General features: G+C 37.1%; 17 protein-coding genes. 4 read left to right on the top strand and 13 right to left on the bottom strand.

What is annotated here, in order from left to right; translation table 11 throughout:
- Nucleotides 1–23: 23 nt before the first annotated feature.
- The 3 genes from IGL42_RS03885 to IGL42_RS03875 all read right to left on the bottom strand — a co-directional run bounded on the left by IGL42_RS03885 (nucleotide 24) and on the right by IGL42_RS03875 (nucleotide 3,563).
- Complete coding sequence (locus IGL42_RS03885; protein ID WP_002381323.1) at nucleotides 24–1,220, bottom strand: multidrug efflux MFS transporter; 1,197 nt, start codon at nucleotides 1,218–1,220, stop codon at nucleotides 24–26.
- Nucleotides 1,221–1,429: 209 nt separating this feature from the next.
- Nucleotides 1,430–2,836 (bottom strand): NCS2 family permease, encoded by a 1,407-nt coding sequence (locus IGL42_RS03880; RefSeq protein WP_002355943.1) that lies wholly within the window; start codon nucleotides 2,834–2,836, stop codon nucleotides 1,430–1,432.
- A 151-nt stretch (nucleotides 2,837–2,987) separates the two neighbouring features.
- The gene (locus IGL42_RS03875; protein ID WP_002386206.1) at nucleotides 2,988–3,563 is read right to left on the bottom strand and encodes a DUF1361 domain-containing protein; all 576 of its coding nucleotides are present in this window, start codon (nucleotides 3,561–3,563) and stop codon (nucleotides 2,988–2,990) included.
- A gap of 205 nt (nucleotides 3,564–3,768) precedes the next feature.
- On the opposite strand from IGL42_RS03875, the gene IGL42_RS03870 reads away from it, so the two are divergent.
- Nucleotides 3,769–4,572 carry a Cof-type HAD-IIB family hydrolase gene (locus IGL42_RS03870; protein ID WP_002355941.1) on the top strand — a complete coding sequence of 268 codons (804 nt, stop codon included), beginning with the start codon at nucleotides 3,769–3,771 and terminating at the stop codon, nucleotides 4,570–4,572.
- Between the two features lie 114 nt (nucleotides 4,573–4,686).
- Here the strand turns inward: IGL42_RS03870 and IGL42_RS03865 are convergent, their stop codons facing one another.
- From IGL42_RS03865 to IGL42_RS03840, 6 genes are all read right to left on the bottom strand, one after another.
- Nucleotides 4,687–5,772 (bottom strand): lipoprotein, encoded by a 1,086-nt coding sequence (locus IGL42_RS03865; protein ID WP_002386205.1) that lies wholly within the window; start codon nucleotides 5,770–5,772, stop codon nucleotides 4,687–4,689.
- Between the two features lie 142 nt (nucleotides 5,773–5,914).
- On the bottom strand, nucleotides 5,915–7,525 hold the full coding sequence (gene aspD / locus IGL42_RS03860) for an aspartate 4-decarboxylase (protein WP_002355939.1): 1,611 nt from the start codon (nucleotides 7,523–7,525) through the stop codon (nucleotides 5,915–5,917).
- Nucleotides 7,526–7,684: 159 nt separating this feature from the next.
- Nucleotides 7,685–8,095, bottom strand: a complete 411-nt coding sequence (gene ndk, locus IGL42_RS03855; protein ID WP_002381321.1) for a nucleoside-diphosphate kinase — start codon at nucleotides 8,093–8,095, stop codon at nucleotides 7,685–7,687.
- Between the two features lie 109 nt (nucleotides 8,096–8,204).
- Nucleotides 8,205–8,858 (bottom strand): DUF4767 domain-containing protein, encoded by a 654-nt coding sequence (locus tag IGL42_RS03850; protein ID WP_002397907.1) that lies wholly within the window; start codon nucleotides 8,856–8,858, stop codon nucleotides 8,205–8,207.
- Nucleotides 8,859–8,900: 42 nt separating this feature from the next.
- Nucleotides 8,901–9,845: an aminoglycoside phosphotransferase family protein gene (locus IGL42_RS03845; protein ID WP_002397908.1), complete on the bottom strand. Its 945-nt coding sequence runs from the start codon at nucleotides 9,843–9,845 to the stop codon at nucleotides 8,901–8,903.
- Nucleotides 9,846–9,921: 76 nt separating this feature from the next.
- Nucleotides 9,922–12,258, bottom strand: coding sequence for an amidase family protein (locus tag IGL42_RS03840; protein WP_162499925.1), 2,337 nt, complete (start codon nucleotides 12,256–12,258; stop codon nucleotides 9,922–9,924).
- Nucleotides 12,259–12,419: 161 nt separating this feature from the next.
- Here IGL42_RS03840 and IGL42_RS03835 point away from each other — a divergent pair, with 161 nt between their 5' ends.
- Nucleotides 12,420–14,657, top strand: coding sequence for an ATP-binding cassette domain-containing protein (locus IGL42_RS03835; RefSeq protein WP_010710695.1), 2,238 nt, complete (start codon nucleotides 12,420–12,422; stop codon nucleotides 14,655–14,657).
- 48 nt (nucleotides 14,658–14,705) lie between these two features.
- Here IGL42_RS03835 and IGL42_RS03830 read toward each other — a convergent pair whose 3' ends face one another.
- Both IGL42_RS03830 and IGL42_RS03825 read right to left on the bottom strand, forming a co-directional pair.
- Complete coding sequence (locus IGL42_RS03830) at nucleotides 14,706–15,761, bottom strand: endonuclease/exonuclease/phosphatase family protein (protein WP_010710696.1); 1,056 nt, start codon at nucleotides 15,759–15,761, stop codon at nucleotides 14,706–14,708.
- 22 nt (nucleotides 15,762–15,783) lie between these two features.
- Nucleotides 15,784–16,368, bottom strand: coding sequence for a hypothetical protein (locus IGL42_RS03825; protein WP_002388908.1), 585 nt, complete (start codon nucleotides 16,366–16,368; stop codon nucleotides 15,784–15,786).
- Nucleotides 16,369–16,544: 176 nt separating this feature from the next.
- Here IGL42_RS03825 and IGL42_RS03820 point away from each other — a divergent pair, with 176 nt between their 5' ends.
- Together IGL42_RS03820 and mprF are read left to right on the top strand one after the other, a co-directional pair.
- Nucleotides 16,545–17,279: an alpha/beta fold hydrolase gene (locus tag IGL42_RS03820; protein WP_010710697.1), complete on the top strand. Its 735-nt coding sequence runs from the start codon at nucleotides 16,545–16,547 to the stop codon at nucleotides 17,277–17,279.
- On the top strand, nucleotides 17,276–19,807 hold the full coding sequence (mprF, locus tag IGL42_RS03815) for a bifunctional lysylphosphatidylglycerol flippase/synthetase MprF (RefSeq protein WP_002358907.1): 2,532 nt from the start codon (nucleotides 17,276–17,278) through the stop codon (nucleotides 19,805–19,807). Before IGL42_RS03820 ends, mprF begins: the two co-directional genes overlap by 4 nt.
- Before the next feature lie 70 nt (nucleotides 19,808–19,877).
- Here mprF and IGL42_RS03810 read toward each other — a convergent pair whose 3' ends face one another.
- Nucleotides 19,878–20,690, bottom strand: coding sequence for a pyruvate, water dikinase regulatory protein (locus IGL42_RS03810; RefSeq protein ID WP_002355927.1), 813 nt, complete (start codon nucleotides 20,688–20,690; stop codon nucleotides 19,878–19,880).
- Between the two features lie 12 nt (nucleotides 20,691–20,702).
- Entirely contained in the window at nucleotides 20,703–21,332 is a 630-nt protein-coding gene (locus IGL42_RS03805) for a helix-turn-helix transcriptional regulator (protein WP_002355926.1), read from the bottom strand.
- Nucleotides 21,333–21,353: the final 21 nt, after the last annotated feature.

Raw genomic sequence — 21,353 nt, 5'->3', positions numbered from 1 at the left:
GGTTTTTTTATCTTTTCAACTGTTTAGAGCTTTTTATTTAAAACTTTTCGGAAATTAAAGAAGGACAACCCAATGTTTCCTAAAACGAAACAAGCGGTTACCAGAAAAACAGAAGAATAGCCAAAACCATGGGCAACTGTCGACCCTACCATCGGTCCTAAAACTTGACCGAAATTACTACACATCTGATTGTAACTATAAACTCTACTTACGCCCTCTGTTGGCGTTATTTTACTAATTAACGTATTAATTGATGGCATTAAAGCACCTGTTGAAAAACCTAAAAGGAATCGTAAAACACCTAACTGAAAAGGTGTTTGCACAAACGCCATGGGAATGTAACAAATAAAAGAAAGAATTAATCCGCCTAATAAAACTTTTTGGTTCCCAATGCGGTCCCCAATTTTTCCCAAAGTTGGAGAAGAAATAATTGCTGAAACGCCGGCAATCGAAACAATCAAACCACTAACAAATAATACATTCTCTGTATCGCCACTTAAAGATCGAATATATAGCGTTAAGATTGGGCTGATACTTGTAATTCCTAATTGTAAAATTAACGTAGTCACAAACAAACCAATCAATACTGAAACATGATCCATCTTACTAAAAATTTCTTTAGTCGTTAATAAATCCTTTTTCTCAACTGGTTGAAAATCTTCTTTAACTAAAAAGATAGTCAACAACGTTGTAATGAATAAAATAACACCGGTAATAATAAAGACATTTTCCATTCCAAACCACTGTGCCAACGCACCGCCAATCGATGGCGCAATTAACGTCCCAGCAATTGCACCTGTTGATAATGTCCCTAGAGCCCAGCCATTTTTCTCTTTTGGCGCCTGCGACGCAATCATCGCTGTTGCGTTAGGAATATAGCCGGATAAAATTCCGTTCATAAAACGCATAATCAACAGCCAGTATACATTAGGGACAAATGCTAACGCCCCCATTGTGATCGTCATTCCTGCTGCAGCGCGAATCATCATAATTTTCCGACCTTTTCGATCAGCTAAATTTCCCCAAATCGGTGCAACAATCGCAGCAGCAAACGCCGTGACAGAAATTGCCAATCCAGAAAACAACTCTACTTGACTCTTAGGCGTCCCTAATTGTTCAACGTATACTGGAATAAACGGCATAACTAAGCTAATACTCGCCCCTGTAAAAAAGCAACCAATCCATGCGACTAACAAATTCTGCTTCCATTTTATTTTCATACTTTTATCCACCTTATCACCTCTTCACCTACCACTATACTCTAAAAGAGTGAATCTCTCAAAAGAAAATTCTTTTAAAAAAAAGTCTGACAGACCGGTCAAAACGACCAATCTGCCAGACTTCTTAACACTTGGGCTTAAGATAAATAGCTGAATAAACGCAACACCTTCAAAGCTAACCGCTGTTATCTCAGCCTCACTTCTATTTACTATAAAATAGCTAAGATTACAAAGTTTAAGATAAACAACGCATCAATGACCCAAATAATTGGTGAAACTTCTTTGGCTTTTCCTTTGACTACTTTCACCACTGCATAAAAGATGAACCCAGCAGCAATCCCATAAGAGATGCTATAACATAATCCCATGAAAATTGAAGCAAAAAATGCTGGAATCGCATCTTCTAAATCCGTCCAATTGATGTCTTTGAAAGAAGCTAACATCATAATTCCCACTAAAATTAACGCTGGAGCCGTAGCTTGTGCTGGCACAATAGCAATAAGTGGTGAAAAAAGACTACTTAGGGCAAATAGAATTGCTACCACTACCGATGTCAAACCTGTTCGACCACCCGCACCGATTCCTGCTGCACTTTCTACATAAGTTGTCGTATTCGATGTACCAAAAATCGCACCGATAGATGTTGCAATAGCATCTGCAAATAGAGCTTTGTCCATTTTAGTGCTGAAGCCCTTACTATCTTCTAAAGCTAATTCATCTTCTTTAGAGAAAATCCCTGTTCGACGTCCCGTACCGATAAATGTTCCAATTGTATCAAACGTATCTGATAAACTGAAGGCAATAATGGTCATTAAGACTTGAGGAATTTTTGAAGAATCACTAAACAATGACTGTAAGCCCTCAGCACCAAAAGCAGCGCCAAAAGTTGTACCTAATTCTTTAAATGAATTGCCCAACGAATTAGCATGCCAATCAACCGAAGCAGTGTCTACCACCCCCATTGGAATTGCGACTAACGTAGTAACCACAATGCCAATTAAAATAGCCCCACGAACATTCGTGACAACTAAAATCGTTGTTAAAACTAACCCAATTACCGCCAAAATAATGGCTGGATTATCAAAATTTCCTAAAGCGGGCACGATACTCGAACCATTCACAACACCATTTTGAGGTTCTGCTTGTACTGTGAAACTTAGTAAGCCAGCATTTTTCAACCCTACATAAGCGACAAAAATTCCAATCCCACCACCAATAGCATGTTGTAAACTCTCTGGAATTGCTTTAATAATCATTTTGCGAATTTTTGTCACTGTAATCAAAATGTTAATCAAACCACAAATAAAAACCATTGCTAATGCTTGTTGCCATGTATACCCCATCCCAAAAACGACCGTAAACGTGAAGAAAGCATTGAGTCCCATCCCCGGTGCTTGAGCGTAAGGTACATTAGCAAACAGCCCCATAATTAATGTACCGATGATTGAAGCAATAATGGTCGCTAAAAAAACAGCCTGAAAAGGCATCCCTGTTTCTGAAAGAATGGACGGATTAACAAATAAAATATAACTCATTGCAAAAAAGGTCGTAACCCCCGCCATTATTTCAGTTGATACCGTTGTCTTGTTTTCCTTTAATTTGAAAAACGTATTCATAATTGCACTTCTCTCCCTTAAAATCCATGTTTTCGAATAATTACTCTTTGATTATAAGAGAATCGCTATCTTTTTACAACAAAATATTAACTATTATATATATATTTCTATATAATGTTCGTGTTTTGTAGATATAAAAAAAGAAAAAGCTTTACATTGCTTCTTCTTTTCCTAATAATTGGATTAGCCCAAACAACAGCATCTGTAGAAACATCATTAATAAAATAAACATTAATTTTTGAAGGGACCAGTCAAAAAAGATAATTTTCACTGTTTCAATTGGACTCATAAAAAGATAGACACTGTGTAATCGATCAAAACGTCCAACATAAATCGCCAAAGCAGACAAGAAATGAAGGCTGGCTTGAAAGACTACAATTGTTCTATAGTCACAATAACTTTGCAATTTCTGACTAACAGTTGTTACTGTTTTCATCCCTAAAAGTCCATATATAACAATCCCGCTAGTTAAGCAAACAAACGCCCACCAATCACCAATTTGGTTTGCAAAAATCGTATTAAAGCCTCGATAAATAGATAGCGTTTCTAAATGAAAAAAATCCGTAAATAGGTACGGCGCATTAGGATAAAAAATTAACCAAGCAAAACCTATCAACCAATCCCTTTTACGTTTTTCTGCGTTTAAAAGATAACTAAGTTCAATTGGAATATAGGCTAACAACACGTTCAACGCCATAAAATGAAAATGCGTAGCAAATAACCACATATAGATACAATAGATTAAGGTGATCACTCGTAAATAATTTCTAGAATTTTTCAAGATGCTCTGCGCTCCTTTTTCAAACGGTTTATTTTAGTGTAGCATACTTCTTAAGCTTTTTTTTAAACCTTATAAATGAACATGCTTCTCCCCTTGATAATCTTCGGTTTTATGCTAGACTGAGTAAAAGGCATTTAGGAGGAATTTTTACTTGAAAAAATTAATTGCTATTGATTTAGACGGCACAACATTAAATGCACAGTCTTTAATCAGTCCAAAAACGGAACAAACACTAAAAAAAGCGATTGACAACGGTCATTACGTCAGTATTGCCACTGGACGTCCCTATAGAATGAGTCATCAATTTTACCAACAACTTGGCCTAACGACCCCTATGGTTAACTTTAACGGTGCTTTAGTCCACATTCCAGAGAAAAAATGGGACTTGGAAAGCGAAGCCAATATTGAGCGTGACCTAGTCTTTGACATTTTGGCACAGAAAAAAGAATTACAATTAGATTTTGTTGCTGCTGAAAACAAAGAAACATTTTATATCGATACGTTAGATGGGTTCGATCCGAAATTTTTTGCTTCCAAAGCAACCTTAGATAATTTACTTACTGCTAAAAATTTACGAACAAATCCTACCTCAATGATGGTTCGGACCACACCAAACCAAGCTGAAAAAGTTGCTGATACATTGACAAAACAATATGGTGATTATATTGATGTCCGCACTTGGGGCGGTCCAATGCCTATTTTAGAAATGGTCGCAAAAGGAATTCAAAAAGCCCATGGCGTTGATCAAGTGGCGAACTTTTTATCTGTCAAACCAGCTGATATCATTGCTTTTGGCGATGAACATAATGACGAAGAAATGCTAAGTTATGCTGGTTGGGGTGTTGCTATGAACAATGCCACGGATAAAATTAAATCCGTAGCCAACGATGTCACTGAAAAAACAAATGATCAAGATGGTTTAGCAGATTACTTAGAAAATTATTTAGATCTATAAAAGGCTAAAATAAAAGTATTTCTTTAAAAAGAACTCACTTTGATTTAGCTGATAATCTTAAGATTACGAAAGTGGGGCATAAGTCGAAACGACTTATGCCCCACTTCCGTTTTTTTATTCCTTCAATGAATTTTGAAACGTGCTGATTTTTTCAGCCAATCTTTGATAAGTAGTAAAAGACGGATGCTGTAGCTCTTGTTCTTCGTTAACGGATAAAGTTTGTTGTGTCGTAATGGCCTTTGTTAGTGCATCTACAAAATGAATAAAAGAATTGTTGGTTTGTTTATTGTATCCTGGTGAATAATATTTCGATTGACGATAAAAAGGCCGCAGAGCTGTTTCTGTGATTTTTTCCTGTTCATCTGAAAAGTATTCATCATAGCTGACATGTTTTATTTTCTGCTCTTCTGTTATCACTTGAAGTCGAGCGATTAGGCCATTGCCTAAATCTTCTGCGTAACCGATATACGTTTCTTTCGATGGCTCTTTTAGCCAAGTGTCCATCTCTGCTGCTAAAGGCATTAAACCTTCACGCGCAGAAGTTGATGAACCACGTACCGTATAAAAATTACCTGTGACACGATTTTCGTCACGCATTTGTTTTTCTACATAAGTAATACCATTAACAACGGTGACTAACGTATCGTCTGTGCGCGTGTTGCTTGCTTGAAATTCAGGATAATCCGACAGGCGTTTGTTGACACCCGAATAGCGTGTATCGTAATAAGGATCACTAGCAAACTCTGTAAACTCAACATTCAGAATCCTTTGCGTTTCAGGTTCCGTAATAATCTCTACAATGCCGTAATTTCCGCCGGTAAATACACCTTCATTTTTATAATAGTTACCCGTCATTAATCCCAAAGGCGGTTGATTGGACCAAAACATTTTTTTCTTTTTTTCTTCTGGTGTATATTTTGCTGGTGGGGTTGTCCCAAATGTCGTTTGTGTGGCTCCTGTAACCACTTCGTACGTGTATTCATGAGAATCAAAAGTCAATTGATTAGCAATCAGTTCGTCATTTTTAGTCGGCGCTTGTTTTTCCACCGCAGAAGTCGTTTGATTGGTGACGGTAACTTGCTTCACTTGCTTTGTCTCTTGCGGACCACTTGTTGTTTGTTTCGTTGGCTCTTGATCTGGCGCACAACCAACCAAAATAAATAATCCGATAAAAACCAACATTCCTTTAATATGTTTCATTCACTTCTCTCCTTTTTATAAACGCTTAATTTCCTCTTATCTCCAGTGTAGCAAACATTTATAAACCAAAACTGACGGAAAAATGAATAAATAATAAACAAAAACGCTAAGTCTCCTGCAGCTTAAGAGACTTAGCGTTTTTTTATTTAATTGCTTGGCGCTTTTGGCGCAACCACTCTTCTTTAATGTGTTCAGATAGGCGAATCATTCGTTTACCAACTTCACTATATTGGTTAGTAGCTAAATTGGCTAAAGAAATTCGAACTGACCATTTGTCACTCCCGAAAGCATCCGCTTTTAAAAGCATTAATTTTTCTTTTTCTGCTAACGAAGTTAATACTTTTGTGATCGTCCACGATTTCGTTAAATAACTTGAAAATTCTGGGCCATAACGTTTTTCTGTCCAATCTCTAAAGTTAATTTCACAATAGTATGCTGTATTTAAACTTGCTAAAGGCTCTTCAATGCCTAAGGTGCGGAACAAGAGCTTTTCACGCGTATGACAGATATCCATCACTTCGTCTTTATATGCTTGACCGTCTTTTAACAAAGCATACAAACTAAATAAAGCCATCATTGCTTGCTGAATAGAAGAAAGTCCCGCTGCATGGTTCAACGCAATATCGCGGCTGTCTGCGACTAAGCGGCTGATAAAGTTAATTTGGCTTGTGTCTGCATTCAATGTAGCATAACGTGCCTGTAATTCCATTTTTCGAGCCACTGGCAATTCTTTTAATAATTGGTCAAAGATGTTCTCTTGGCTGACCGCAATGGTCCCCACACGCCAACCGGTAGCGCCAAAGTATTTAGAATAAGAATAGATACAGGCTGTATTGTAAGGTAACTCCGTAAATAGTGAACGAAAAGCTGGCACAAAGGTTCCGTAAACGTCATCTGTTAAAATCATTAACTTAGGGTTATCCACTGCAACGATTTGTTTGATTTGTTCAATGGTAGGTTTTCCCATAGCATTGGCAGTTGGATTGCTGGGATTTACGACAAAAACCGCTTTGATGGACGGGTCTTTTAGTTTATCAATTTCCTTGTTTGAGTATTGATACGTCGTTTTTCCATCAATGATCATTTGCTCTGCTTTGATTTTAACCACGTCAAAATCATAACGTGGTAGTTCTGGAATTTCTAGATAAGGAGCAAACGTTGGTAATAACAACGCAATACGATCACCTTTTTCTAGTAAATAATTATTTGCCAACGTATCAAACAAGTAACAAATCCCTGCTGTACCACCTTCAACGGCAAAAATATCAAACGGTTGTGCTTCGCTGGAAAATAATTCTTGATTTAAATATGCTTTAATCGGTTGTTCACACGCCTTCAAGCAACGAACAGGATTCGGATAATTATCCCCAATCACATAGTCTAACATGGCATCTAACCACATTTCCTTATCCATCCCAAAATAGTTATGCTCTGCTGTCCAAATTTCTTGTAAGAAGGTTGCCCCTTTGCTAGGATTTTCTGCTAAAAAGTTTAAGAAGCGTTGCGTTCTACCAAAACTTGGCTGAATCATACCAGCCGTTTGTTCGCTCCCCTCTCTTAACGTTTCTTTTGTAGCAAATTGACCTAATAAAAAAAAGGCTTCCCTTGGTGTTGGCGCCGTCCAATTAGGATTGCCTCGCCCTGCATTTAACAATGTTTCTAAATTATGATTTTCTTCATGTAATTTCTTCTCTAAAAATAGACTTAATTCAAACGGACTAAGGTTTTCTGTCAATTCATCACTTGTTATCATTTTATCCTCCTGAAGCACACACGGTCATTTAGTATTTAGTATGTAGTCTATACTACTCTTCTACCTCCAGATGTCAACCATTTAAGCGGAATATTCTGACAATTAATAAAAAAGAAACAATCCTTTATAAAAAATAAAGGATTGCTTCTTTTTCGCTGATTAACCAAAGAACCGTTGCATCTCAATTTTTGCTGATTGGACAGAATCAGAAGCATGAATTAAATTTTTGGTGACAGACAACCCATAATCCGCTCGTAAGGTGCCACTTTCAGCATCTAACGGATTCGTTGCTCCAACTAATTTACGCACTTTTTTAACCACATTGTCCCCTACAACGACCATCACAACCACTGGGCCACTTGTCATATAGGCTAATAATTCAGGGAAAAATAGTTCATCTTTTAAATGCTCATAGTGTTCCTTCACTGTTTCTACTGTTAGTCGTTCGAATTTAAGGTGCAATAAGTCAATACCTTTATCTTCAAAACGTTGAATGATTTTGCCAACTAACTTCCGTTCAACGCCATCTGGCTTAATAATTACTAAACTTGTTTCCTTCATTTTTTCCATCCCTTTCAAAACTTCCTTTTGCCCTTTCCCAAGGGGTAGCTACAGAATAAAATGAAAGCGGATACTTTGTCAATGATAAATTTTCTTTTCCTTTTGATTAAATAAAAAATTAAAGATTATTCACAAGGTTTGTGAATTGTTCTTTCAGTTCTGTATTGCTTGTTTCTTTTAAAAACAAATAAGGTTGCTCCTCTACTGGCTGTTCTTTACTCACATAAACTTTGGCTTCACCATTCACTAAAGTAAATAAATAGACATGCTTCTGGGCAACTTGTGTCGCACTGTCAGAGTATACTGCCACTAGGCAATAACCCCCTTCGCTGCCTGTTTCTGACCAATTTAACCAAATGGGATTGTTCCCAATAGCTGGTTGTATTTTAGGTTCATAACTCAATAAATCATCAGGCACTTGAATCGTGTAAAAAGCTACAGAGTGACCTGGTTGGTACGCTTGATAGTTCTGATTGCGTTCTTGACCCCAGATTTCCATGTATTGTCCTAACTGTTTTGCTTTTTGCTGATTCCAAATCGTCCCTTCTTCTGTAACTAATTCAGTTAATTCTTGTGTTTGCGTTGTTTGCTCTAATTCCAACGCCGTGGTTTGACTAACTTCGGTTGCTGAAATTGCTCTTGTTTCTTCAGTATTTACATTGTTTGTTTGTACGGTTTGTACTTTCTGTGATTCCTCTTTCGATTTTTGCCAACCACAGCTAGATAAAACGCTTCCAAAAACCGCTATCATAATAATCCCGTTTAGTTTCATTCCTTAAACTCCTGTTTTTATTTTTATTCTATCGAAATAAACCTAAAATCTCAATCCCTTTCTTTGGATAGTTGAAAACCATTTGGGAACTAGTAATTCTCCACAATTATAGTCCTCTAGTAATTGTTGGTATTGCTGTTCCATAGTCCTGATTTCTTTTTCACCAAAGCTCAGTGCCCAAACTAAAGAATAGAGTCCTGCGTGAAAAGTATAAAGCTTTTGAAACTGCCAAAATAAGGTAGGAACTTTCCCAGCAAAATAACCTTGTAATTGACCATAAGCAAACAATGGCGAAACATTTCTTGAAAAAAATTGTAACTTGTAAAATTCTTCATAAGGATCCCCAAAATCCCATCGATTAAAATCAATCACACCGACCTGCCTAGTTGGCAAGTAAATAAAATTTCCCACATGGAAATCTCCATGCTGATAAACCACAGGCCGTTGTTGCAATAACGGTAATTGTTTTTCTAAATATGAAATTATTGGCTGCTGGTACGGCATACAAAATTGAGATTCCTTATACTTATTTAGTTGGCTCTGCTTTTTTTCGTATAAATTTTGCGCAAGCTCTCTTTGACTAATCCTTTCAGGCAACAAAAGCTTATGGATTTTGTTTAAATAGCGGCCTGCCTCTACGCCTAAGTTCAGTTGTCTTTTGGGAGAAAGAGCGGGTAAAACATCGCTTAAGTCTTCACCTTCTAGATACGTTAATAACATGTATCCTTGTTCACTTTCAGGAATAGGTGCACATAAAAAAGGTTTAGAACTGGGAAATCCTAACGCCGCTACTTTTTTGATAAATTGATATTCTTGTTGTTTGGCTAATAACTCTTCTTGTTGAAAAATTCGCAATAAAAAGGTTTCTTGATTTTTGGTAACTTTAAACTTTAAATCAGTTGACCAACCACGGTGAATAGCTTCAACTTTTTGCCATTGCTGAAACTCTGGAATCTTTTCAAACGCCCTCATTACTTTCGCCTCCATTTCCCTATTGGTTTTAGTATACCAAAGAAAAAAGGCTGGAGACAATTGGGGATAAATTGTCTCTAGCCTTCACTGGTTATTGTTTTCTAGTTTTCCTTATATAAATCGTTCCACTCGTTACTAAGAAAGCTCCTCCTAAAACAATCCAGAAAGTACTAGGTACTTCTGCACCTGCTTTTGGTAATACTTTTTTGGGAAGCTGTTCTTGTTTCCCAATCATATTTTTATCAGAAAAAGCATGTGTACTTCCTGTTGATTTGGTTCCCTGATTTGCTGATGAATTCAGCGAATTAGCTAAGGATGACTCACTAGTAGTTTTTCCAGCTTTGTCTGGGTTTTGGTTTTTTCCTTCGATTGGTTCTTCACTTGTTTTTGTTTCTTTGTCTTTATCTGGTTTGCCACTTGCATCTGAGTCTTTGTCCTTTTCTGGTTCGCCACTTGCATTTGGCTCTTTGTCTTTTTCTGGTTCTTTATCTTTGTCTGGCTCGCCGCTTGCATTTGGGTCTTTGTCTTTTTCTGGTTCGCCACTTGCATCTGGTTCTTTATCTTTATCTGGTTCGCCACTTGCATTTGGTTCTTTGTCTTTTTCTGGTTCGCCACTTATATCTGGTCCTTTATCTTTATCTGGTTCGCCACTTGTATCTGGTTCTTTGCCTTTGTCTGGTTCTTCTACATGTGGTTGATTTATCTTGTGGTTATTTTCAAATAAAGCACCTAATTGTAGCAACGTTCGGTCTTCATTTAATGCACTATTAAATTGAATCCCCAAAGGCAGTCCTTCTTTTGAAACGTAAGTTGGTACACTTAATGCTGGATGTCCAAATAAATTTGCTTGTTGTGTAAACGGTGTATATGTGAACGCCGTCAGCCATTGGTCATAAATCAATTGTTTTTGTTCTGCTGGTGACAATTGATCAATTTTTTCCATCTGTGCTGCATGTTCTGGTTTTAGTAACGGATTATCAATACTAGGTGCCGTGGCAGCTGTCGTTGGTGTTAATAAGATAGGATACTGTTGATAAAATTCGTCCATCGCTTGTGCTTGTAAAGCAATATCTGTCCAAGCCGCAGTTGTCTCTTCACTCGTTATATTTTTTCCTGTTTGAAAAAGCGCCCATGTTAACAGTTCTACATCATTTCGTTCAAGCGGTCTTTTCAATTTCTGCCGCGCCATAAAATCGGCAATTCCTGCTGAGCCAGCAGCTACAGTATAATAATTTTTCATTAGACGTTCCCCATCAACAGGGTGCTTCACTTCAACCAATGTGTACCCTTGGTCTTTTAAAAAAGCAACAGCTTCAGCGACCGCCTCTTTTGCTTCGGCACTTACAGGCGTTCCGGCAGGGGATTCTGTTGTATAAGCAATGGGTTGCGCTTGACTTAAATGTCCCGCAGGAAGATCTTTTTTGGTTAATAAGGTTTCAAATAATGCATTTGTATCCGCCACGGTTCGACTTAAACCAAAGTGAACAGTTTGACCTTTTGCACTATTAGAATTGCCAATGATTACTCCTCTAGAAGGTTTCAAGCCTACGGTGCCTGTCCAAGAAGCAGGGATGCGGATAGAGCCACCAGCATCACTTCCAGAAGCAATGGGAACAAATGCCGCGGCGACACTAGCACCCGCTCCGCCTGAAGAACCACCTGAATAATGGTTAGGATTCCATGGATTGACGGAAACGCCATATAACTTTGAATCTGAAATATTCTTCCAACCTAATTCTGGATAATTCGTTTGACCAATGATTATGAATCCGGCATTTTGTAGTGCTTTGACAAAGGTCGATGTCCCACCAGCTACTTGATCTTGGAGAAAACCAAAACCGTTCGTGTTGCTTTCACCTTTCAAGGATTGTCCTAACCCTTTTAGTAAGAGCGGCACACCTAGAAATGGTTGACCTGTATCTTGTAAAGCTTTTGCTTCTGTCAAAGCCGCTTCTTCTCGTAAAGTAATGACCGCATTTAATGTAGGATTTTCACGTTTAGTGATGGCCAACGCAATTTTTACTAGTTCTTCGCTCGTCACCTTTTTTTCTCTTACTAAAGTTGCTAACTCCAGTGCAGTTGCTTGTTTATAATCTGTTTCTGAAAAAACACTCTCTGCAGAAACAGCTTTTCCATCTGTATCACTATTTTGTATCTCATTTGTGGTTTCAGTGGTTACTGCAACCACATTTCGGCTACTGCTTTCGGCGGTTGCCGAAGAGGATTCTTTTTCCTGCATCACCGTTTGGCTAGTAGTTTCAGATTCCAAGCTAGCTACAGTCTGACTGGTTTCTGTTGTTACTGATTCCGTCTCTGTTTGAACGGTTGTTTCTAGTATACTTTCTTGTGCCAACATTGGTACCCCTACCAGTGTTTGGCTAATTAATAAAATAATCCCTAACTTTTTGAACAAAATCGACTTCTTCATAAGTCACATCCTTTATCTATTAATACAGTTAAAAAATCTGTATTACTTATAGCATAAATGAAAGCGATTAAAAAGTAAAGTTCTCTTGAAAATTCCCATGTTCAACTTTTAGGCTAGGTTCTTTTTATATGCTAAAATAGAATAGAAACGGAGGTTTTTTAATGGAATGGATTGAAATTAAGCACGCAACACAAAATAATTTGAAGAATATCTCTGTCAATATCCCTAAAAAGCAACTAACTGTTGTTACTGGACTTTCGGGTTCAGGAAAGTCCTCCTTAGTATTTGACACATTAGCCGCTGAATCACGTCGTGAACTAAATGATACATTTAGTTCGTTTGTTCAAAATTACTTACCCAAATATGGTCGTCCAGAAGTTGAAAAAATCGAGAATCTTCCTGTTGCAATTGTCATTGACCAGAAAAAAGTAGCAGGTAATTCTCGTTCGACAGTGGGAACGTACACAGATATTTATACGTTTTTACGTTTGCTGTTTTCACGAGCAGGTTCTCCATTTGTTGGTTATTCAGATACTTTTTCGTTTAATCATCCGGATGGAAAATGTCCAACATGCGATGGCTTAGGAAAGATTACCGAAATCAATCTTCATCAGCTAGTTGATTATGACAAATCATTAAACGAAGGGCCTATCGATTTCCCCACATTTACAGTTGGCAACTGGCGGTGGAAGCGTTATGCCCATAGTGGTCTATTTGATTTGGATAAAAAAATCAAGGACTATTCCCCTGAAGAGTTAGCATTATTTTTATATGCTCCACAACAAAAACTAGCTAATCCACCCAAAGAGTGGCCTCATACAGCTTTGTATGAAGGAATCGTCCCGCGCATGCAACGTAGCATATTGCATACAGACGAAGGCAAACGTCATCAAAAATACCTTAATCACTTTGTTACCGTAAAAAGATGTCCTGATTGTTTAGGAAGTAGAGTCAATGAACGTGTTCGTAGCTGCAAAATTAATCAGAAAAGTATTGCTGATGCTGTTGACATGCCACTCACTGAATTACATTCTTTTATTCGTTCAATGGACCTATCCTTAATAAAAACTATTCAAGAAGAGCTACTTGTACGTCTAGAAGCATTAATTAATATCGGTCTCTCCTACCTCACATTAGGACGAGCAACTGAAACACTTTCTGGTGGTGAAGCACAGCGGATTAAAATTGCTAAGTATGTAAACAGCGCCTTAAACGATATTATGTATATTTTAGATGAACCAAGTGCTGGCTTACATCCAAAGGACATCGAACGGATCAGTCGTGCATTGCTCAATTTAAAAAATAAAGGAAACACCGTGGTTCTGGTGGAACACAATCCACAATTAATTAGAGAAGCTGATTTTATCATCGATATCGGACCTTTCGCAGGCGAAAATGGTGGCCATGTCCAGTTTTCAGGAACGTATGACGCATTTTTAGCCTCCAAAACCTTGACTAGTCAAGCCCTTCAAGAGCCGCTCCCTTTAAACGACCAACCAAGAAAAGTAAGGAAGTCTTTAACAATCGAACATGCGACACTGCATAATTTAAACAATCTATCTGTCGAAGTTCCGTTAGGAGTTTTGACTGTTATTTGTGGGGTCGCTGGTTCAGGTAAATCATCATTAGCGGAAGAAATTTATCAAAAAGCCCAGGCTGATAACCAAGAAATTATTCATCTTTCACAAAAAAGCATTACCGCAAATTTACGATCCACACCAATGACCTATCTCAATATTTTTGATAAGGTCCGCAAAATGTTTGCGGAAGAAAATCATGTTAGTCCAGCTTTATTTAGCTATAATTCCAAAGGCGCCTGTCCTACTTGCAAGGGGAAAGGAATAATTGTCTCCGATATGTCTTTTATGGAGGATGTTACTAGTATTTGCGAAACCTGTCACGGAACGCGTTACAAAGAAGAGGTGCTTCATTATCTGTATAACGGAAAAAATATCGTTGAAGTACTAGCTTTAAGCGTTAAAGATGGCTATGATTTTTTCAAAGACCAGCCTTTTGCTCTTTCATTAAAAAATTTACTAGAAGTTGGCTTAAGCTACCTTAAACTCAATCAATCGCTCTCAACATTATCTGGTGGCGAATTGCAAAGGGTAAAATTAGCAGACACACTTCACCAAAAAAAAGCTATCTATTTAATGGATGAACCTACAGATGGTTTACACTTAATTGATATCCAACAAAGTCTTCAACTTTTCAATCGAATGGTAGAAGAAGGAAACAGCTTGATTTTATTAGAACATCACATTGATGTGATTAAAAGTGCCGACTGGTTGATTGAACTAGGTCCCGAAGGTGGAGAAAATGGCGGACAGCTTCTTTTTACAGGAACGCCAGCAAATATGCTAAATTCCACTCATTCTATTACTAAAGGCTATCTGTAAAATAAAAAGTACAAACGGTGCAAGCAACAAGCACCGTTTGTACTTTTTTTATTTCAACCCAACTTCCATCTTCACAGGTTGGTGATCTGTATATTTAAATTGTTCGTCCTTTGTTTTCACGCTATGAACAGCCACATTATCAGAAACAATAAAACCATCAATTACATACACTTGGGATGTTTCATAAGAGCCAGTGTAAGGCTTATTAAGCACCCGCACAGTCGGTTGTTGATCATCATAAGCAAGTGAAAAATGTTTAGGTAAGTCTGCTGGATCAATTTCTCCTGGTACCCAACCAGCTTCCCCTAAGTCAGGATATCGATGACTGCCTTTGAAAACTTGATTAAAGTCACCTCCAGCAATTACATAGTTTCCTTTAGCGTATTCTTGGGATAATACGTCAGCTAACTTTTTGCTTTGAGCAATCTTCCCATCCCCATTGTCATAGGCTTCCAAATGTAAGTTAAAAACCACTAATTCTTTGTCTGTGCCTTTAATTGGAAAGCGCGTTTCTAGAAGCGCTCGTTTTAAGTTACTAATGCTAACGGGCCAACGAAAGGGATTGGGTAAAGCAATGCGTTTGGCCTCTGTTATTTTTTCATTTGATAATGTTAATAAACCACTTTCTACTCGTCCAATCGGCGGCCAAGGAATGGGCACATAATCTACCTTAAAATTATAAGCAAATGCGCTGTTCAGCTGTAGCTGTTTTTGTAATTCTTCCTCTTGATTGACTTCATAAGAACGTTGCGAGCGACGATCGACTTCTTGGAATAAGTAAATCATCGCTGGTAATTCTTTCAAGGTTTCTTCAATGCCTGTTAAATTCTGTTGGACCATTGCCTTATTAACTGGTTGGACAGTTTTGCCACCGTCCATAAAAAAATCTTCTGTTTGTCCTAGGCCAGCATAGCCTATGTTATACGTGACTAAAGAAATGGATTGCTTTTTTTCGATGGTTTGCTCTGAAAATTGTTTATTTATAGCAACTGGTTCAACCGCTCGTGGTCGAAACTCTCGGAAGGTTAAATATCCTATCAAAATTAAAGCTATGCTTAAAAGAAGGACCATCAAGCTACCGAGATATTTAAAAAACTTTTTCATTGATTCCGATGTTCCTTTCACATTATGTCAAACCAAAAGTAGCAATTATCTTCGTTGCTACTTCTTCTGGTGTCATGTTTGAATTATTTATTTTCGTTATTTTTACATTTGGAAATGTACTTTCTAGTTCACCTTCGTGGCTTACTAATCGATGTTCTTTAAAGGTATTGAGTAATTCTTTTCGAGAAAAGTCGACATCGCGTTTTGAAGGTTTTGCCTCTAGCCGTTCTGGATGAACATTTCGTTCTAGGCGGATTGCTGTTGAAGAGACGAGTTCGACGAAATAGACGGCTTCATGTTTACTAAGAAAAATTTCTGATATTTCTTCTAAAAATTGAAAATCTTGTTCTTGATCAAAAGCAATCACCACTGTAAAAATAATGTTTTTTGTTGTATTTGTGGCTGGATTTTCGACAAAGGCATGAAAAAGTTCCTTTCTAACGGAATCAGACAATTGAAATGCACGTTCCGTATACCCAAGATAGTTTGCAAATAAGTCAATGGTTTGATGATTAAATAGTAATTTAGCATCTAACTGCTTTTCTAAAGCCTTGCCAACGGTCATTTTCCCGACAGCTTGGGCACCAATTAAAACGATTAAAGACATCAACTTTTCCTCCTCTAGTCTAATTTTTAGGTGGCTATCTTCTACTATATCACACTATATTACAACACCTTACAAAACTGTTCGGAAAATTTTCTGTTTTTTATTACAAAAAAAAGACAAAAGACTCTATAATGAGAGAGGACTCGATTGATTATAGATGAGATAGGTGACGGAGAATGGCAATAGAAAAATATTTTCAAACAATAGATGGCAGTCAAATTTTTTATCAAACTTTTGGCAAAGAAACAAATTACCCCCTTGTGTTACTTCATGGTAATGGCAATGATCATACTTTTTTTAATTATCAAATTTCTTATTTCTCCAAGGAGTATCAAGTTATTGCGGTGGATACCCGCGGACATGGACGGTCCACCAATACACAAAGTCAATTAACTTTTCCGCTTTTGGCAGAAGATTTAGCTGGTATTATACAACAAGAACACTTAACAAAAATTAATTTATTGGGCTTTAGTGACGGAGCAAATATTGCCATGGTTTTTACCCATTTATATCCTGATTTCGTCAACAAACTCGTCTTAAATTCTGGAAATGTCACCATGTCTGGTCTGAAAAAATATGTAACGATTGCCACTTATTTTCAATATTGGTTTTGTCGTATTGGCGCTTTTTTTTCAAAAAAATTGCGCGCACGGCTCCCTATCGTGGCTCTGTTATTTGAAGATACTGGACTGACAAAACAAGATTTAGAACACATCCCCTGTCCTACTCTTGTTATTACTGGCAGTCGAGATTTAATTGCGCTTTCCCATTCACGGGCGATTGCTGATGCCATTCCTGATGGTAAATTGGTCTTGGTAAATAAACAGGGTCATTTATTTGCCAAAAACTCACCAGATATTTTTAATAAAACAATCGAAAAATTCTTAAAGGAAATGAAGGTGTCTAAATGAAACAAATTATTCATTGGATCAAAACGCATACAGGATTACTAAAAACACTGTTTGTTATTGCGGTCTCAATTATTGTTGTTGCCCAACTTTTATCAATTGGTAAAACGATCTCATTTGAACAGTTAAAACAGATTTTTGATGAGATTCCGCTATGGAAATTGTTATTGATGATGGTTATCGGTTTAGTTTCCGTTACTCCGATGCTAAATTATGACTTAACATTAAATCGCATTTTAAACTTGAAAGTCTCAAAACGGGAACTCCTTGAATCTAGCTGGATTGTCAATACAATCAATAATATTGGTGGATTCGGTGGTTTGGTCAGCATGGGACTTCGTTCTGAATTTTATGGAAATAAAACAGAGGAAAAGAAAATTTTACCTGCGTTAACCCATATTTTACTTTTTGTGTTATCCGGTCTATCTATTTATAGTATTCTTTGCTTTTTCCTTGTTCAGTTTGATCCAAAGATGGCTTATTTACAGCAATATTGGATTTGGTTATTAGGTGGCGGTCTTTATTTCCCGTTACTTTATCTTATTTTACATTTCCAAAAAAATAGTTCCTTTGGTAACCTCGATGCAAAAAATCGCTTATCTCTAGTTGTTTCTTCGTTTTTAGAATGGACAGGTGTTTTAATTACCTTTATCAGTATTGGTTACTTATTAGATGTACCGATTCCTTTAATTGATATTGTTCCTTTATATGTAGCAGCTTCGATTATTGGAATTGCTTCGATGATTCCAGGGGCTTTAGGTAGTTTTGATGTCATGATGATTTTAGGACTGAGCAACTTAGGTGTCGATCGTGAAATTATTGTTTTGTGGTTATTGCTCTATCGTTTATTCTATTATATTATTCCGTTCTTAATTGGCTGTTTGTTCTTTACAAAACACTTAAGCCAAAAGTTGGATACTCATTATCGTCAACTGCTAAAACAAATTACTTTGGAAATTGCCCACAAGCTGGAAGTGGTTTTACTTTATTTTTCAGGAATTATGATGGTGCTCCTAGCCACTATTCCAGAAGCCTTCACTCAAGTGCATTGGTTAAGAGATATTAACCCCTTCCGTTCACATATTATTATTCAAATTCCGAGTATTGTTTTAGGCTTTGCATTATTAATTATGGGACGTGGGATTGCTGATCGTGTTAAAAGAGCCTATTATCCAACGATTATTTTATTAATTGGTGCTATCTTGTATTCATTTGTTGTTGACTTTAGTATGTTTTCCATTTTCTATTTAGCTATTTTATTATTTATCGTTATTTTTTCAAAATCAGAATTGTACCGTGAACAACTGGTTTACTCTTGGGAGTGGATGACGATTGATGGCTTTATCTTTGGCTTGTTGACTTTGTTATACCTGGTAATTGGTGTTTATAATTTACCGAACTTCCCACACCATCGTCATCATTTTGTGGAATTTTTCTTGTTCCCTTCCGAACGGATCTGGTTGTCAGGATTTATCGCTATCCTCTTAGTTATGAGTTTTAACTTTCTATTTGTTCGCTACCTCCAAGGGAAAAAACACCAAGTTGGTGAGTTTCCAGAAGATAGTATCTTGCATAATATCTTAACAACTTATGGCGGGAATATTGACAGTGAACTTGTCTTTCTTCATGATAAACAGGTTTTCTTATATCCCAAAGAAGAACCGACTGTCTTTTTACAATTCAACACCATTAATAATAAATGCGTTGTGATGGGCAACCCTTCTGGGAACAAAGAAGATTTTCCTGCGGCGATTGATGCATTCCTTAAAGAAACAGATCGTTTCGGCTATGTACCCGTCTTTTACGAAACCAATGAGGACAGCGTGATGTTACTACACGAATATGGCTACGAATTTATCAAAATGGGCGAAGAAGCCTTAGTTAATCTAGAAACATTTACGATGTCTGGGAAAAAATTCAAAGGTACCCGCGCAGTGTTTAATAAAATTACCAAAGCCGGCTATTCATTTGACGTACTCCAACCTCCTTTTAGTGCCGAACAAATGCACGAATTAAAAGCTATTTCGGATAGTTGGTTAGACAATCGAAAAGAAAAAGGCTTTTCACTTGGATTTTTCGATGAAGCGTATCTTCAAAGAAACCCAATTGCTGTTGTCCGGAATGCTGAAGGAGAAATGGTCTCTTTCGCTAATATCATTCCTAGTTACACAAATGAAGTTGGTACCATCGACTTGATGCGTCACCATAAAGAAAAAGCCCCTTCTGGAAGTATGGATTTCTTATTTATTCATTTATTTGAATATATGAAAACAGAAAATATTCATTATTTCAATTTAGGGATGGCTCCGTTAGCCAATGTTGGTCAATCAAGAAAAAGTTTTATTCAAGAACGGATTGCTGCGTTAATTTATGAATTTGGTTCAGAAATCTACTCCTTCCAAGGATTACGCGAATACAAGGAAAAATTTGCTAGCAAATGGCAACCCCGCTATACACTTTATTCTAAAAGTAGCTGGATTGTCTACGTGATGATCGCTTTACTCATTGTCGATCAAAAAAATATTGACTAACAAAAAGAAGCCCAATTAAGTATAAAAAGCTTGGCAACTTCACTGAAATTTAGTGAGGTTGCCAAGCTTTTTAATTTCTTTCATCTAGTTTTTCTTTAATTAAAAAGGCTGTTTCTTCGACAGATTTTGCGGTTACATCAATCACTGGGATGCCATACTTCGCAAAAATTTCTTCAGCATAAGCTAATTCTTGTTCAATCCGTTCAACATTGGTATAACTGGTCTCATTACCTAAACCTAAGGAAGCCAACCGACTGCTACGAATCTGTCCTAATGTTTCTGGCGAACAAACTAAACCAATCATTTTTTGTGGATCCATTTCTTCCAAAATTGGCGGCAATGGAACTTCTGGAATTAATGGTAAGTTAGAAACGCGGTAGCCTTGATTCGCTAAATACATACTGACTGGTGTTTTTGAGGTCCGCGAAACGCCTAACAACAATATATCAGAATCAAGAAACCCTTGAGGATTTTTGCCATCATCATATTTTACAGCAAATTCAATCGCTGAGATTTTATCAAAATAGGCACGATCTAGTTGGTGGCGTCGTCCAGGCTCTTCAATAGGATCTACTCCGGCTTTCGCTTGAATTAATTCAAAAAATGGCGCCATTAAATCTAAATATAACAACCCTGTTCGTTCACTAAATTCTTTCGCCGCTGTGATTAGTTGTTTACTGACTAATGTACTGACAACTAAGGCTTTATCTTTTAAGGCATCTTTTAAAATCTCTAATAATTCTTCTTCTGTTGTGACAAAAGAAAAATTGTATCGATTAAGAAAAGAAATATCTGGATATTGTGCGCTTGCTGCAGCTAACAATTTTTGTGATGTTTCTCCAAGTGAATCGGAAATAGTATAAACAATGATCTCTTTTTTCATAATTAAGCTCCCTTATCTGTTTTGTGCGGCTTCTTTCGCTTGTTGCGTAATATAGGTTAAAATTTTCGTTTTCGTAATTTTTCCAATAACTTTTTTAGGATTTTCTTTTTCAACGACTGGCAAAGAATCCACTTCGTATTTTTGCAAAGTGTCAGCAGCTTCAAGAATAGTAAATTCTGGTGTGCAGGTTTTCACATGTGGCACTCTTGTCATACAAACAGCAACAGGTGTGCCATCAATATTTGTATTTAAAGAGGCCCGTAATAAATCTTTTCGTGACAAAACCCCTAATAATTCTTTTGCTTCATCCATGACATAAAGAGAACCGACATCATACATAAATAAGTTGGTAATCGCATCTCGAATTGAGGTGTCTTGGGCAACCATCAATGGTGGACTCATGATCTCCTGAACTTTTGTTTGAAAAACATCAAAAAAGAAAAAAGCCTCCATATTATCACTTTCGTAAGTATACCCAACTTTCGGACTTGCTTTTAAAATTCCTGAAAGTGTTAAAAAAGACAAATCAGAACGCAATGTCGCACGTGAAACGGCTAGTATGTCCGAAATGCGTTCACCACTAACTGGCTGATGCTCTTTTACAACAGCGATAATTTGCTCTTGTCGTTTACTTAATTTCATCATTTCCTCCTCAATTCCTCT

This window comes from Enterococcus sp. DIV0712, from assembly GCF_050554855.1.
GTDB classification, from domain to species: domain Bacteria; phylum Bacillota; class Bacilli; order Lactobacillales; family Enterococcaceae; genus Enterococcus; species Enterococcus faecalis.
This window is presented reverse-complemented; position numbering and strand designations above follow the sequence as displayed.

Coding starts and splice junctions, on each gene's coding strand:
- IGL42_RS03885 (WP_002381323.1), bottom strand. CDS start 1,220: ATGAAAATAAAATGGAAGCAGAATTTGTTAGTCGCATGGATTGGTTGC.
- ndk (WP_002381321.1), bottom strand. CDS start 8,095: ATGGAAAAAATGAAGGAAACAAGTTTAGTAATTATTAAGCCAGATGGC.
- mprF (WP_002358907.1), top strand. CDS start 17,276: ATGAAACAAATTATTCATTGGATCAAAACGCATACAGGATTACTAAAA.
- IGL42_RS03840 (WP_162499925.1), bottom strand. CDS start 12,258: ATGAAGAAGTCGATTTTGTTCAAAAAGTTAGGGATTATTTTATTAATT.
- IGL42_RS03820 (WP_010710697.1), top strand. CDS start 16,545: ATGGCAATAGAAAAATATTTTCAAACAATAGATGGCAGTCAAATTTTT.
- IGL42_RS03835 (WP_010710695.1), top strand. CDS start 12,420: ATGGAATGGATTGAAATTAAGCACGCAACACAAAATAATTTGAAGAAT.
- aspD (WP_002355939.1), bottom strand. CDS start 7,525: ATGATAACAAGTGATGAATTGACAGAAAACCTTAGTCCGTTTGAATTA.
- IGL42_RS03810 (WP_002355927.1), bottom strand. CDS start 20,690: ATGAAAAAAGAGATCATTGTTTATACTATTTCCGATTCACTTGGAGAA.
- IGL42_RS03875 (WP_002386206.1), bottom strand. CDS start 3,563: ATGTGGTTATTTGCTACGCATTTTCATTTTATGGCGTTGAACGTGTTG.
- IGL42_RS03830 (WP_010710696.1), bottom strand. CDS start 15,761: ATGAAAAAGTTTTTTAAATATCTCGGTAGCTTGATGGTCCTTCTTTTA.
- IGL42_RS03825 (WP_002388908.1), bottom strand. CDS start 16,368: ATGTCTTTAATCGTTTTAATTGGTGCCCAAGCTGTCGGGAAAATGACC.
- IGL42_RS03805 (WP_002355926.1), bottom strand. CDS start 21,332: ATGAAATTAAGTAAACGACAAGAGCAAATTATCGCTGTTGTAAAAGAG.
- IGL42_RS03880 (WP_002355943.1), bottom strand. CDS start 2,836: ATGAATACGTTTTTCAAATTAAAGGAAAACAAGACAACGGTATCAACT.
- IGL42_RS03850 (WP_002397907.1), bottom strand. CDS start 8,858: ATGAAACTAAACGGGATTATTATGATAGCGGTTTTTGGAAGCGTTTTA.
- IGL42_RS03865 (WP_002386205.1), bottom strand. CDS start 5,772: ATGAAACATATTAAAGGAATGTTGGTTTTTATCGGATTATTTATTTTG.
- IGL42_RS03845 (WP_002397908.1), bottom strand. CDS start 9,845: ATGGAGGCGAAAGTAATGAGGGCGTTTGAAAAGATTCCAGAGTTTCAG.